The organism is Nonomuraea sp. JJY05, assembly GCF_043496855.1.
GTDB lineage: Bacteria > Actinomycetota > Actinomycetes > Streptosporangiales > Streptosporangiaceae > Nonomuraea.
Window position 1 is genome coordinate 214,141 of sequence record NZ_JBIEIS010000018.1, and the last position, 14,346, is coordinate 228,486.

At 66.2% G+C, this 14,346-nt stretch carries 12 protein-coding genes and 1 pseudogene; 6 read left to right on the top strand and 7 right to left on the bottom strand.

What is annotated here, in order from left to right; translation table 11 throughout:
- Positions 1-26: 26 nt before the first annotated feature.
- Together ACFKCF_RS28650 and ACFKCF_RS28655 are read left to right on the top strand one after the other, a co-directional pair.
- Complete coding sequence (locus tag ACFKCF_RS28650; RefSeq protein ID WP_394498299.1) at positions 27-983, top strand: Gfo/Idh/MocA family protein; 957 nt, start codon at positions 27-29, stop codon at positions 981-983.
- Positions 984-1,502: 519 nt separating this feature from the next.
- Positions 1,503-2,711 (top strand): cytochrome P450, encoded by a 1,209-nt coding sequence (locus ACFKCF_RS28655; protein ID WP_394498301.1) that lies wholly within the window; start codon positions 1,503-1,505, stop codon positions 2,709-2,711.
- A 6-nt stretch (positions 2,712-2,717) separates the two neighbouring features.
- Here the strand turns inward: ACFKCF_RS28655 and ACFKCF_RS28660 are convergent, their stop codons facing one another.
- Both ACFKCF_RS28660 and katG read right to left on the bottom strand, forming a co-directional pair.
- Positions 2,718-3,725 carry an NAD-dependent epimerase/dehydratase family protein gene (locus ACFKCF_RS28660; protein ID WP_394498303.1) on the bottom strand — a complete coding sequence of 336 codons (1,008 nt, stop codon included), beginning with the start codon at positions 3,723-3,725 and terminating at the stop codon, positions 2,718-2,720.
- A gap of 117 nt (positions 3,726-3,842) precedes the next feature.
- Positions 3,843-6,119, bottom strand: coding sequence for a catalase/peroxidase HPI (gene katG / locus ACFKCF_RS28665; protein WP_394498305.1), 2,277 nt, complete (start codon positions 6,117-6,119; stop codon positions 3,843-3,845).
- Between the two features lie 338 nt (positions 6,120-6,457).
- Here katG and ACFKCF_RS28670 point away from each other — a divergent pair, with 338 nt between their 5' ends.
- Positions 6,458-6,631 carry a hypothetical protein gene (locus ACFKCF_RS28670; protein WP_394498324.1) on the top strand — a complete coding sequence of 58 codons (174 nt, stop codon included), beginning with the start codon at positions 6,458-6,460 and terminating at the stop codon, positions 6,629-6,631.
- Between the two features lie 18 nt (positions 6,632-6,649).
- On the opposite strand, the pseudogene ACFKCF_RS28675 reads toward ACFKCF_RS28670, so the two are convergent.
- Positions 6,650-6,844: pseudogene (locus tag ACFKCF_RS28675) on the bottom strand (hypothetical protein); the annotation flags it as partial.
- A gap of 72 nt (positions 6,845-6,916) precedes the next feature.
- A complete protein-coding gene (locus tag ACFKCF_RS28680) occupies positions 6,917-7,294 on the bottom strand; it encodes a hypothetical protein (RefSeq protein WP_394498307.1) in 378 nt (125 codons plus the stop codon).
- A gap of 857 nt (positions 7,295-8,151) precedes the next feature.
- Here ACFKCF_RS28680 and ACFKCF_RS28685 point away from each other — a divergent pair.
- Positions 8,152-8,727, top strand: a complete 576-nt coding sequence (locus ACFKCF_RS28685; protein ID WP_394498309.1) for a DoxX family protein — start codon at positions 8,152-8,154, stop codon at positions 8,725-8,727.
- A gap of 515 nt (positions 8,728-9,242) precedes the next feature.
- Here ACFKCF_RS28685 and ACFKCF_RS28690 read toward each other — a convergent pair.
- Positions 9,243-9,572: a hypothetical protein gene (locus ACFKCF_RS28690; RefSeq protein ID WP_394498310.1), complete on the bottom strand. Its 330-nt coding sequence runs from the start codon at positions 9,570-9,572 to the stop codon at positions 9,243-9,245.
- Between the two features lie 143 nt (positions 9,573-9,715).
- On the opposite strand from ACFKCF_RS28690, the gene ACFKCF_RS28695 reads away from it, so the two are divergent.
- A complete protein-coding gene (locus tag ACFKCF_RS28695) occupies positions 9,716-9,856 on the top strand; it encodes a hypothetical protein (protein WP_394498312.1) in 141 nt (46 codons plus the stop codon).
- A gap of 168 nt (positions 9,857-10,024) precedes the next feature.
- Here the strand turns inward: ACFKCF_RS28695 and ACFKCF_RS28700 are convergent, their stop codons facing one another.
- Positions 10,025-10,654, bottom strand: coding sequence for a hypothetical protein (locus ACFKCF_RS28700; RefSeq protein WP_394498314.1), 630 nt, complete (start codon positions 10,652-10,654; stop codon positions 10,025-10,027).
- 47 nt (positions 10,655-10,701) lie between these two features.
- Positions 10,702-10,947, bottom strand: coding sequence for a hypothetical protein (locus ACFKCF_RS28705; protein WP_394498316.1), 246 nt, complete (start codon positions 10,945-10,947; stop codon positions 10,702-10,704).
- Positions 10,948-12,079: 1,132 nt separating this feature from the next.
- Between ACFKCF_RS28705 and ACFKCF_RS28710 the strand changes: the two genes are divergently transcribed.
- A complete protein-coding gene (locus ACFKCF_RS28710; protein WP_394498317.1) occupies positions 12,080-14,245 on the top strand; it encodes a DNRLRE domain-containing protein in 2,166 nt (721 codons plus the stop codon).
- Positions 14,246-14,346 lie beyond the last annotated feature (101 nt).

Here is a 14,346-nt window from a genome sequence, read left to right on the forward strand (position 1 = left end):
ATATGCAGGTACTCGAAGATCTGTGCATGGAAGACGGAAGCAGGATCCGCCTCGGCATCATCGGCCTGGGCGTGATGGGTGCCGAAATGCTCGAGGTCGCTCAGCGGCACCCGCAGTTCGAGGTCGTCGCGGCCGCGGACCCCAGCACGCGGGCAGTCGCGTCAGCTCGGACGGCCCACCCGGGGCCCGCCTATGTCGACGACGCGGACGAACTGCTCGGCCACCATCCGCTCGACGCCGTCTACATCGCCTCACCCCCGGCCACCCACGCCCGCTACGCCATACGCGCCATGGAGGCAGGGCTGGCGGTCTTCGCGGAAAAGCCACTCGCCGTGGACCTCGCCGAGGGCCGGGAGATGGTACGGGTAGCCGCGGCGACGGGGGCACCGAACGCTCTGAACTTCGTCCTGTCCGACCGCGCCGCCGCGCTGGCCGTCGGCGACGCGCTCCAGAAGGGTCAGATCGGCACGATACGCGGGATCGAGCTGCGCTTCACCTTCCCCCAGTGGCCCAGGGCCTTCCAGGAGAGCGCCGGATGGGTGGCCGGGCGGGCGCAGGGCGGCTTCCTGCGCGAGGTCGCCTCGCACTATCTGTTCCTGACCGACCGGTTGCTGGAACCGCTCGAACCGGTGCACACCCACGTCACCTACGGCGCGAGGGCGGAGGACACCGCCTATGGCCTGTTCCTGGCGGGCGACGTGCCCGTCACCCTGTCCGGGCAGGTGGCCGCGGGCCCGGAGACGTATGAGTGGACCCTGCTCGGGACCGAACGCTCGTACCGGATCACCGATTGGGCACGTCTGTGGCTCGGCGACGAGCAGGGATGGATCCCGGCCGACGTGGACGAGCCGCGCGGCAGCGAGCACACCCGGCTCAGCGAGTTCGCCCGCGCCGTGCGGGGCGAGGACACCACATTGGCCGACTTCGCCGCCGGCCTCCGAGTCCAAGAGCTCGTCGAGCACTTCCACCGCGAGAACCGATGAGGACCGCTGACGATCCGTCGCATCGGCGGCCTCTCAGCCCAGGTAGAGGCGGTCGCGGTCGCGTACAGGTCGGCGACCCGGGGGTTGTTGACAGCCCTGCCGAGCGGGGCTCGGCGCCGCAGCGGGCCGGTCGGCTGCCAAGGGCTGGGCTGTCTGGCCGTCGCTCACGGGCAGACCTCCCACCTGCGCTCCCTTGATCACAAGCGAAGGGGATTATGCATGACAAATCCGGAAAATGCCACCACTAGCAATCTTTGAACCACCCGATTTACCATCGGCACTACCTGAACAGACACATCTGCCAACACACGAGAAGCATGACCGCACCCCGGCCACACGTCGCCGGCCTGTGGTCGGCGATCCAGCGATTCCTCCAGCAGGCTCACGCCCCCAGCAGACGAGGATCATATGGGCGATGGTCCCGCCGTAGCCGAAGGCGCAGACCGCGGCACGGCGCGGGTGCGGAGCCGGGCCAAGGTGCCGGCTCGTCGTTTCCGACCACATCGACGGGGAAGCGCAATGAGTGCATCCGAGCAGGACATGACCGCGACGCCGACCTTCCCCATGGAGCGGACCTGCCCGTTCGCACCGCCGGACGAGTATCAGCGGATGCGTGCCACCGCGCCGGTCGTCCGAGCCGCCCTGCCCAACGGCGCACCGGTCTGGGCGGTCACCCGCTACGCCGAGGCTCGGCAGCTCCTCAGCGACCCGAGGATCAGCTCGAACACCGGACGCCCTGAACGGCCTCGCGGACCCGACGACGATCGCCCCGACGACGGCTTCTTCGTCGATATGGATCCACCGGAACACAGCCGGTTCCGGCGGTTGCTGATCTCGGAGCTCGGTACCCGTCCGATGGACGCCATGCGGCCCGCCCTCCAGCGGATCGCCGATACGGCGGTCGACGAGTTGCTGGAGGCCGGGGCGCCCGCCGACCTCGTCGGTCTGTACGCCCGCCGGGTTCCGGCGCGAGTCCTCTGCGAGTTGTTCGGCATCCCGGCCGGCGACCACGAGTTCTTCGAGTCACGGCTGCGGATGCTGTCGGTGACGAGTATGGATCCGAGCGTGGCGGCCCAGGCGTCCAGGGACGTTCGCGGTTATTTGCGCGAACTCATCCGCAGCGCAGAGCGTGAACCGCACAACGGAATGATCCGGCGGCTGGCCGCCAGACACCTGCCCACCGGCGAGCTGACCACGGACGAGCTGATCAACATCGGTTTCCTCCTGCTGCTCGCGGGTTACGACTCGCCCGCGAACACGATCTCCCTGGGCGTACTCACGCTGCTGCGGCACCCCGAGCAGCTTGCCGCGCTGCGCGCCGACCCGAGCCTGCTGCCGGGTGCGATCGAGGAGCTGCTGCGCTTCCACTCGGTGCAGGACTGGGTCAGCTTCGACCGGATCGCGACCGACGACCTGGACATCGGCTCCGCGCGGATCCGCGCCGGTGATCGCCTGACGGTGCTGGCCGCATCCGCCAACCGTGACGTACGGGCGTTCGAGGACCCCGACACGTTCGACATCCGCCGGTCCGCCCACCACCACGTTGCCTTCGGCCACGGGGTACACCAGTGCATCGGCCGCAACCTCGCCCGCGCCGAGCTGCAGATCGCCTACGGCACGCTGCTGAGCCGGATACCGACGCTGCGCCTGGCGATCGGGTTCGAGGAGTTGTCCTTCGCCGACGATGCCCCCTTCTTCGGGCTGCACGCGATGCCTGTCGCCTGGTAGTGCCGCCTACGCGCCGGCGACATACGCGTCCTCGGCCGCGTAGGGGAACCAGACGTCGGGGCCGTGGCGAACGATCAGATCAGGGAAGACATCCTGCCAGCCTCCGCCGCCCGCCTCGGTCTCGGATACGGCGCGGGCGGCCCATTCGATGTCCTGGCGCAGCGCGTCGTCGTAGGAGACGGCAGGGCGGTATCCGAGCTCGGCACGGGCCCTGTCCAGACTGAACACGATCGGCTCCGGCACATTCCACGGGTTGAAACCCAGGCCGTCCGGACGCGACGGGCCCGCGAAGGTGACGATCTCCGCCTCGTGGCCCATGACAGCGAAGATCCTGGCGCCGATCTCGGCGACGGTCAGCGGGTCATCGGCGATGTTGAGGACCCGGGCCGCCGGGTGCTGCGCGCACAGATGTATCAGCTCGGCGACGTTCGCCACCGCCGTGGTGGGGAACCGGCTCTGCCCGTCCTGGGCGAGTACGACGTGCGGCCGCTTGTCCAGCGCCCGCTTGATGAACGACCAGTGATCCAGCGATTTGCCGTACGGGCCGTGCAGCACGCCCGTCCGCAGGATGCTGACCGGCAGGCCGGGCGTGGCCAGCAGGCAGCGCTCCAGCGCCGCCTTCCCCGCCGGATAGTCGTGGGCGTCGCGCTCGACCGTCGGCCACGTCTCCGGGATCGGCACCGGCAGGCCGGGAGCCTGGTAGACCGCTCCCGTCGAGATGACCACCAGCGAGCCGACGCGGCCGGCCAGCTGGGCGAGCTGCGCACCGTGGAAGGGGGCGAAGGCGACCGTGTCCACGACCAGATCGTGGCCGTCGAGGGCATCGAGCAGCGCCTCGGTGTCGGCCCGGTCGACCTGGACCGACACCACCCCGTCCAGGTCCGCGGCGTCCGGACGGGGCCGGCGGTGCCCAAGGGTCACCGCGTACCCGGCGGCGGTGAGCCGGGCGGCTGTGGCCCGGCCGATCTGCCCTGTGCCTCCGATGATGAAGGCGCTTCGATCTTGAACCGTCACGAGCCGATATTAACCGGCAGTTTGCCGGCCTATTCGGCGTGGCTCTGAAGCCGCGCGGATCGGGCGCCTGCACCCCCAGCCCACGTCAAGACATTGCCGCCACCGCCAGTACACGGGTCAGGCCAGGTCGAACCGGTCGAGTTCCATGACCTTGGTCCAGGCCGCGACGAAGTCGGTCACGAACTTGTCGCGAGCGTCCTGGCTGGCGTAGACCTCCGCGAGTGCTCGTAGCTGGGAGTTGGAGCCGAAGATGAGGTCGACCGCGGTGGCGGTCCACTTCACCTCGTCGGTGGCCGCGTCGCGGATCTCGTACACCTGCTCCTCGGAGTCCGATGCCCTCCACCGGGTGCCCGGGGAGAGCAGGTTGGTGAAGAAGTCGTTGGTGAGCACGCCGGGCCGGTCGGTGAGGACGCCGTGCTGCGTACCGCCGAAGTTGGCCCCGAGGGAACGCAGGCCGCCGATGAGGACGGTCATTTCGGGCGGGGTCAGGTTGAGCATGTAGGCACGATCGACGAGCAGCACCTCCGATTGGGTCTTCTCGCCGGAACGCAGGTAGTTGCGGAACCCGTCGGCCCGCGGCTCGAGGACCCGGAAGGACTCGACGTCGGTCTGCTCCTGGGTGGCGTCGGTGCGGCCCGGCCGGAACGGCACCGTCACCGCCACGCCGGCCTCGCCTGCCGCCTTCTCGACGGCGGCCGAGCCGGCCAGCACGATCAGGTCGGCGAGCGAGATCTTCGCGCCGCCGGCCTCGTTGAACTCGCGCTGGATGCTCTCAAGGGTGTCCAAAACCGTCGTGAGCTGCTCGGGCTGGTTGATCTCCCAGCTGCGCTGCGGCTCGAGACGGAGCCGGGCGCCGTTGGCGCCGCCGCGCTTGTCGGTGGACCGGAAGCTCGCGGCGGAGGCCCAGGCGGTGGAGACCAGTTGAGCGGTCGTGAGGCCGGACTCCAGGACCTTCTTCTTGAGGGAAGCGACGTCGGCGTCACCCACGAGTTCGTGGTCGACGGCCGGCACCGGGTCCTGCCACAGCTGGGGCTCGGCGACCCACGGTCCGAGGAAGCGGCTGACCGGACCCATGTCGCGGTGCAGCAGCTTGTACCAGGCCTTGGCGAAGGCCAACGCGAACTCGTCGGGGTTCTCCTTGAAGCGGAGGGAGATCTCCCGGTACGTCGGGTCGACACGCAGCGACAGGTCGGTCGTGAGCATCGTCGGCTTGTGCTTCTTCGACGGGTCGTGCGCGTCGGGGATGATGGCGTCGGCGTCCTTGGCGACCCACTGCTTCGCGCCGCCGGGGCTGGTGGTGAGCTCCCACTCGTTCCCGAAGAGGATCTCGAAGAAACGGCTGCTCCACTGCGTCGGCCGGTCGGTCCACGTCACCTCGAGACCGCTGGTGATCGTGTCACCGCCCTTGCCGGTGCCGTATTTGCTCAGCCAGCCCAGGCCCTGCGCCTCCAGCGGCGCGCCCTCGGGCTCCGGCCCCACGTGGTCGTCGGCGACGCCGGCGCCGTGGGTCTTGCCGAACGTGTGGCCGCCGGCGATGAGTGCGACAGTCTCCTCATCGTTCATCGCCATCCGTCCGAAGGTCTCGCGGATGAAATGCGCCGCCGCAGCCGGGTCCGCGTTGCCACGGGGACCCTCCGGGTTGACGTAGATGAGACCCATCTCGGTCGCGCCGAAGTTCGGCACCATCTCCTTGTCGGTGACGTAGCGCTCGTCACCGAGCCAGGCGTCCTCCGGCCCCCAGAAGATCTCCTCCGGCTCCCAGACGTCCTCGCGGCCGAAGCCGAAGCCGAAGGTCTTGAACCCCATCGACTCCAGGGCGACGTTGCCGGCGAGCACGAGCAGGTCGGCCCAGGAGATCTTCTGGCCGTACTTCTGCTTCACCGGCCACAGCAACCGGCGGGCCTTGTCGAGGTTGGCGTTGTCGGGCCAGCTGTTGAGCGGGGCGAAACGCTGAGCGCCATCGCCGGCCCCGCCGCGACCGTCGTGGATCCGGTACGTGCCCGCAGCGTGCCAGCTCATCCGGATCATGAGACCGCCGTAGTGGCCGAAGTCGGCCGGCCACCAGTCCTGCGAGGTGGTGAGCACCTCGATGATGTCCTGCTTGAGGGCCTCGACGTCGAGCTTCTCGAACTCCTTGGCGTAGCTGAAGCCCTCCGCCAGCGGGTTGCCCTTGGACGAGTGCGCGCGCAACACCGAGAGGTCGAGCTGGTTGGGCCACCAGTCCCGGTTCGTGCGCGGACGACCGCCGGTCTTCGAAGTCGGCGAGTCGATTGCCGGGTTCTCGCTCTCGCTGCCATGCGCGGTCACGGAGTCTTGCGCGAGCGGGTAGCCGGCCGCCGCCTTCCGATCCACGCCCTGCGCGCTGGACGGGGCGTTGTCCTGGGTGTCGCTCATCTGCTTCCTCCGACCTTCCGGATCACTAGGCAATGCGTCTAAGTCGCTCAGTCCGGGTAGGTGCCCCAATAGATGACATCTAGACGTGTGTCGGGCCAAAACTGGTGCAGGGCGGTTGACCTGGCCTTCCAGGCTCGGGTGTCGTACTTGGGCGCCGGACCGGATGCTCGCCCGGCTGGCCCCGCTCCCTCGGAACACCGCCTCACTGACCGCCCGCGATCAGCTCATCCTCACCAGCCGCCGTAAAGAGTTCACCGTGGAACGGGCTTCCCACCTCGTGCAGCCCGCTGCCGCTCTTCAACCACCCCGGCGGGCCCGCCGGCATCTCCGACCCCAGCGTGACGGGCTTCGGCCAGGCCGTGTCGCTGATCGACCTCGACGGCGACGCCGCCACCGAACTCCTCGCCGCCGCAGACGGAGCCGTGTCCGTGTTCCCACCGGCTGGACGCGACACCCCAGTCCTCATCACCCCCGAGCAGCGAAACGACGACTTCGGCTACCCGTTGAACTGACGCCCTGTCCAGCTCGGCGTGCACCTGCTCGGCCGTGGTGGCAACGGCCTTCTGAATGCCGCCCGTGTTCTGGTGCCCCTCCAGGGTCAGCGTGGCGCCATGCCGCTGCAACCAGGTGGCACGCAACGCGTGGACAAGCAGCGGCAGCCGCCCCGACACGCACGCGGCCTCACAGCCTCGGCACGACCCGCCGTCGGCCGGCGGCCAGTTCACTTCACCGGCGTGGGCCGCTGACGGTACCGTCTCTCCTTCCGACGCCCCTCCCGGCCGCCGTGATACGGCCGGCTACCGGAGTTCGGCGCCGGGGCACTTGGCGAAGTTGAGACCCTTGCCGTAGTCGACGTTGTCGACCGACATCCAGCCGTGCGTGCCGGTGCCCTTGATCCGCATGTAACCCCAAGGGTGGCCGTGGCTGTTGAGGACCCAGCAGTGGACGTACAGCACCCTGCCCTTGGCGACCGTGGTGATGTTGCCGCATCTGCTGCCCGCGTACGGGCCGGCCTTGAGGTTGAACGTGCCTCTCATGGTGACGTAGCCGGGGTCCAGATTGGCCACCCGCGGACGGGGGCAGCCTGACTCGGTGGTCGCGCTCGCGGCCGGGGCGGCGGCGAGGGTCGCGGCGGTGATGGCGGCGGCTGCGACGAGGGCCTGTAGCGTCTTCATGCTGAGCCTCCTGTTCGAGTTCGTGCCGGTATCGTGCGGCCTGACCCGTTGAGAAGCTGTTGAGTCGGTGTTGAGCCAGCGAGCCTGCAGCTGGCGCAGGCCGAAGCCGACGCTGCGGGGAACATCGATTGGCCGGCGGCGGTGGATTCCATCATCGTGCGAGCGCATCAGCACGCGGCGGAGGTCCGAGAGCGGGCACCACCACAACCAGGAGACAGATCACACCCTCGGCCGATCCCGTGGCGGGCTGACCAGCAAGACCCACCGGTCTGCGACAGCGCCGGACGGCCGCCGGCGTTCTGCCTGACGCCCATAACGCCGATGGTCCCTCCGGCAGAAGCAACCCGGGGCGTTGCATGAGTCAGCAGAGGTCAGGAGGCGGCAGCGAGACCGCAACCGGATCATCCTGCCCGTCCCACCTCAGCCATATCCCCCTGGCATCCGGGACTGCCAGGTAGGAATGACCATGAGCTCAAGGGAACCGCAGCTCGGATCTTGGCCCGTTTCAACCTGGACCCGACGGGCGCAGGCGGTCTGTCCGGTACGGCATGGGCGGCGCTGGATTGCAACCAGCACTGCACCCGGAGAGCGGACACGAGCCTCACGGACGCCTGATCGGGGACGCTCGATACCCGCCCCGCGGGAACCGTCCCAGCCCTCAGTCGCGGCAAAAACTGTTGTTTTCGCAGCTAGACCGCGCCCCGCGTGTCCCACCCTGTCCCACGGACGGTGCGCGCGACCTCGCTGCGGTGGTCGGATGAGTCCTGTCACCACGTACCGATCACCACGTGCTGACGAAGGAACAAAAAAGCGGCGAGTTCCCCGGCCCACCCGATAAGAAAAGGTAGTGACAGGACATGAGCCAGCACGTCAGCGAGAACCTCCTCGGCGTTAAGGACATCGAGCAGCAGCCCAAGGGGCGCGGAATGAGGTTCACTCTCAACGGCGCACTTTGGGCACTCCAAGCGTTGTGGGGCTTCTTCTTTGCCGGCAGCGGTTTCGGCAAGGTGCTGTTGTACGACGAGGCTCTGTATGCGGCAGCACCCCGGGCGGTGGCTTGGTACGCCGCGGTGCCGCAGTCCCTGATCGTCTTCATCGGGGTCCTTGAAGTACTCGGCGGCGTCGGCCTGATCCTGCCGGCGATGACGGGAGTCAGACCGAAGCTGACGCCGCTCGCCGCCGCCGGCCTGACGCTGACAATGATCCTCGCGACTGGTTTTCATATCATGCGCGACGAATACGAATTGGTGCCTGCGAATCTCTTGCTGGGAGGCGTCGCGGCGTTCATCGCGGTCGGACGATGGAAGCTGAGGCCCATCGCACCCGCGACCATCACCACCTCACGCGTACTCAAGTCGTTGGCGGTCCTGGTCGCACTGGCCCTGCTGGTATTCGCTCCCACGTGGTACACGATGACCAACGTTCAATTTTGATCACCTGCGCTGGTAGGCCGAGGACGCCGGGCGCGGATCGCCACACTGCACGGCCGGCGCCTCGACCCTGCCCCGCGCCCACCGGTGGGCGGAGCTGCTCCCGGTCACCCCGGCGACGCTCCTACGTTGGCACCGCCCCCTCGCGAGGCGTCCGGTCAGGACGGAGAGCAGTCCAGCCGCACGCTTGTGCGATCCCTCCCTACCTCGGCGAACGTGCCCAAACGCGCTGGTAACCCGCCCTTGAGCAAGGCACGGTCGCGCTACGGGGCTGCCTGCTCGGAAGCTGATCAGCGCGGCTATCGAGATCGGGATGGAGTCGGCGGCGACACCTCCGCCTGCTCCGCCCTCACACAACCTCCAGTGCATAGCCGAAGACGGCCCTGCCTTCACGAGAAGCGCTGTTTGACCATGCTCGGCATCGTGTAGCGGCTTCGACAGCTCGTCGACCAGAACGATGATCACTCCGGCTGCGATGAGGGCTGAAGTGGTATGGCGGTAGGGGCACGGGAAGGATCTCACACTCCCTTCGGGCTCCGGCGACCAGCCATAGACCTCGTGGTAGCCATGTCGATCTGAAGGACTTCGTTCGGGCCGAGCGGCGCATGCCGAACAGGCTGAAGGTCGGGAACATCGATAGGAACCGCATATCGACCCGGCAGCAACAGTATTCCGATCATCGGGATACCGTTGAGCGATCTCGCATAGCTGTGCCATTGGTGCGTCACATCGGCCAGTCCTTCATAGACATAACCGATGCCCACGCGGTGGTAAATATCGGAGGGGATGCGCCCGTAGAGCTCATCTACGGAATTGAGCCTTAGGTTCAGCGTAAGCCGAGAGTCCATGAGCTTGGCCTTCTGCTGCCCTTTGGCGTCTGCTGCCGAAAGGTTCGCTGGTCCTGGAGTGTCACCGGTCCGGCTGCATGACCTGCGGCACGGCGCCGCCACCTTGGCACTGACCCCACACGGACTCGAAGGTTGTGCAGGCGATGCTCGGGCACGCCGGCATCGTGCTCACCGCCAATACCTACGTCTCGGGGCTATCGGTGGCTGCCCATCGCACGGCGCAGGAGACGACCTCCCTGGCGCTGAGCGCCGCAACCACGCTCGGCCGGGAGCTCAGCGGGTGACTCAGCTTTGCCTCACATCTGCCCTATGCCTCAACCGAGCGCGCCTACGGCGTGAATTTCCGCACGCGGAGAAGCGCCCTGCAGGATTCCAACCTGCGACCGTTGGATTAGAAGCCGATCTCGATCAGCCCGGTCTGAAATACAGAGTGTGGCGCGTCGTTTCCAGGGTCAGGGTTGCGCACGTATGACGGCGAGGGCGATCTCACCGCTGACGGCGTGGGCCGCAACCACAGGCGCGACAGCACTGTCGACGGTAACGGTGGCTTGGCTGGCCGAACCGGACGCGTAACTCACACTGTCCACCAGAGCCTCCTCCACAACAAGCGAAGGCCCTAGAGAGCCGGGTCCACGCCCGGGCACGTGAATAAGCTGGACATGTTCCCCGCGCTGTAGGTCATAGGGGGCCTGGCCAGGCTTGAGAGCGAGTCCCACCTTGACGGTCTTGCCAGCGACCGCTCCGCTGTCGCCTGCTACGGCCATCGGCTGGGTGAGCAGTGTCCCCGGAAGCACTGTGACCGTGGCAACGGTCTCGGCGACACGATCACGCTGAGACCAAGGCCAATAAGACACCCCCTCATCGGCGATGCGAGCTTCCTGCAACGCGTCGCGACCGAAGGGCTGACCGGCGCCGATCCGCTTGGTGACGCGGACAACGGAGGTACGCTCGTCGGCGCGCATCACCAGCAGGGTCGTGGCCAGGGCACCGCCAAGCACAAGCAGCACAGCGAGCGCGGCGAGCCCCGGCCGGCGTTGACGAGCCTGCTGCGGCAGCCCACGGGAAGCGGCCCCGGTCAGCACACCGTTCCTCCGGTCGTCCACAAGATGGAGTCGTCCTGAAAATTCGCCTACAGGTTGCGGGCCGGGTTACACCAGCGCCACGAGCCACCGTCGGGATCGACATCCGGGCCGTAGCAAAACCTGGCCCACTTGATGGAGCCGAAGAAGACCGAGTCCAGGACACATCCCCGCTTAGGTCCGGCCTGCAGCAGGATCGTCCGGCCGATCGTGGTCTTGTACTCCACAGCCACCTTGTCCTCGTCGTCGAGGCGATCACACAGTGACACGTTCTTCCGGTCAGCGCTGATCTCCACGTCACCGAGCTGACCATACGCATCGGTCCACGGATGCGCGGACGCCCACACAGGCCCAGTCACCAGCAACGAACCCACCAACACTCCCGGCGCTATCGTCGCCCACCGTGGCATCGCCTCTCCTTCCCTCGGAACACCACACCGGGATGTCGCCGAATGCAACTGAACATAATCGGAGTGTAGTGGATAGGTAAAGCGCGTGATCCCTAAATGACTGTCGGCCACAGCCCTCAGGCCAACAGAGCCACTGCCCCGATGGGCCACACTCCAAGGCGGACAGGCAGATTGGCACAACATGGCAAAAATGCCCACCCGAGGCGCTGGCCACGGCCATATGGAACAACTGACGTTCTTCTGACATCTGTCGCAACGCCAGACCGTCGAACACCGCACACAACGAACATCGAGTAGCTAATCCGGCCCTCTACGCCCATGGCCCGTCCTCGTCGCCACTCGGGACGAATGGCCTACCATCTCCGTTAAGCACCCGCACCCGAAGAGCGGATACACCTTTCGCCCTCCCATTAGGCATATTGTCCCGAGCAGGGAAACCAGCAATCAAGTAATACATGACGGGAGACCATCGTCGAGGAACTGATGCATATCGAGCGCCAGCTACATATCCCCCATTACAAGCCATACTGGACTCCAAACAGCTCCCGCTCTCCTAAAGCGGGTGCTCTCTTGAGCTCTCCAGACCGGTTCGGGTGACCAGGTTGTCCCGCTTTACCTCCGAAACAACCAGAGAACTGCATGACGTTCTACATCTGTATCGGTTCCGAGATGGACGGTGCCGCGCTCCCCGAGCACGCGGCGATGGTTCTCTTGGCTACCTCAACCTGGCGCATCGGCCTGACAGGTCGATGTGAGCCCAGGCCAACCCATGAATTCCTGCAGGTAGGCACATGTCCGGGTCGACCACTGGCCCGGCGCGGTCGCTTGGGTGGTACGACGAAAAACCGGCCGAAACCTCAACAAGCTCGGGAATTTGGCATTACCGCTTTAGATCTTGTGTTCGGATAAGCGGGATGTAAAGATCCACTCGTCTCTGCCCTCCACACCGATCGAGGTGTCCTTGAACGCATTAGCGTGGTCACGGCGTACTCATGTCCGATTACTAACCATAGCCATAATGCTGTCCTTGCCCGCGTCATTCCTCTCCACAGAAAATGCCGCAGCCCAGCCACCTCCCACCGCGAGCCCCTCCGCCACCGAGACCCCACGCCTCTCCCCGGTCGATTCGGCCAAAGCAGAGGCGAAAAAGGCCGGCCGTCAGATAGAGATCCCCAGCCTGCACACCGAGGCCTCGACCACCTACGCCAGCAGCGACGGCAAGACCCTCAGCACTGAGTTCTACACCGATCCGATCCGCTTCAAACAAGGCGAAGCCTGGCAGCCGGTCGACACCACGCTGATAACCGACAACGGCACCATCAAGCCGCGCGCCACCAAGACCGGCCTCACTCTCTCCCCCGGGGGTGGCACCGACCTGCTCACCGTGAAGCGCCAGGGCGACGGGTCGACGATCAAAATCTCCGCTCCGCAAAAGGTCGCGGCTCCCAAATTGTCGGCCAACCGAGCCGAATACGCCGACGCCTACGGTCCTGGCATCGACCTCGCCGTCATCGCGACGCCCACAGGGTTCCGACAAGAAGTGGTCATCAGGCAACGACCGACCAGCCCACTGAAACTCTCGGTTCCCGTTCAGCTACCCACAGGTCTGTCCTTGGACCAGACCTCCTCGGGAAAGCTGGCTCTGCACGACAAATCCGCCAAGGCCACGCGCCGCACGATCGAGATCCCGGCCCCGCAACTGGTCGACGCCAACGCGAACCTCAGCGTCGGCGAGGAGGGACAGGTCGGCAAGGTGGCCACTGCGGTCGAGAAGACCGCAGCAGGTCAGGCGATCGTCTATGAGCCCGACGCGAGTTTCCTCGCCGATCCAGACATCACCTACCCGGTCACCCTCGTCGTCGCGGACGACGTCATCTGGACACAGTTGCCGAATGGCAACGACACGTTCATCAACAACTCCGCCTACCAAAACGGCTACGCCAACAGCGGCGCCTACCACCTGCAAGCCGGCATGACCAACAGCGGAACGGTCCGCTGGCGCACCTACATTCGTTTCGAGGACATTCCCCAGGACTCTCCGCTGCGCGGCGGACGGGTGACCAACGCCGACCTCGTCCTGTGGAACATTGACTCCAACGACTGCGGTCTACCAGTCGGCTCTGGCATCACCGCACGCATGATCACCCAACAGTGGGATGTCTCCACTCTCACGTGGAGCAACCAACCGAGGGTAACCAACGAGGGCGCCGACACCGAATATGGGGCTTACAAGCCGACCTGCACCCGCGGCTACATGAACTATGAACATGACCTGATCCATTACGTGAACGGCATCGCCCAGGCCTGGGCCAACGGCCAGCCCAACTATGGATTCCAGCTCACGTCAGGCAACGAATCCGAGAGCACCAACTGGCGTGCGTACCGCTCGAAGGAATGGGTCTCTAGCGACGACTCCCATGGCCCCAAACTCGTCATCGGGTACGAACCAAAAGCCATAGACGTCGACACCTGGCAGTATGGCGAGTTCGAGCCGACACCTGAACAGCTCAACAACATGTATGCCAGGCAGACCGAGGACACCGTCGCCCCGTTCCAGATCCCGACAGAGGAGGAGTCCCGCGAGGCCGCGCTCACCTCATCCCACTACGTCGTGGTAAAGGCCGAGGATTCGGTGCCTCCAGCCGATCTGACACCGGAGGAACGGGAGTGGGAGGCCACCCAGACCGGGCCAGGTTTCGAGGAGACGCCTGAGCCCGACGAGCCCGACGAAACTCCGCCCACAGTGATGAGCAATCCGGGTCACGGAGCCGTCGGGGTGCCGACTGACGCCAAGATCCGTGTGGCCTTCTCCGAGCCAGTGACAGGCCAAACCTTCGCGCTGAAGGAGTCGGCAGGTACCGACGTCCCCATCACAGTGACGGCTCTGTCCGAGCTGGAGAACGAAGGCTTCGAGCTGACGCCGGAGCAACCGCTGAAGGCGGGGACGAGCTACCGGCTCGAAGTCCGGGCGGCCAAGGATGCGGCTGGCCACACGATGTCGGACTACACGGCCTCGTTCACCACGAAGGGTGACGGCACCTCGCCGGAGTGCACGGTGCCGGCGTGGAGCGCCCAAGAGCAGTATTTCTACGGTGCCAAGGTGTCTCACAACGGGAATGTGTGGGAGGTGATTTCATTCCTGGCACAGGTAGGCGTCGAGCCTGGAGTTGCCCCGGTTCGATAGACACATCAGGGCTTGCGACTACGCGGCAGCATAGTCGAGGTCTTGGGCGTTCTTGAGCGCGTGTCGGCGTTCGTATTCGGCGGGGCTGAGCTGGCCGTTGG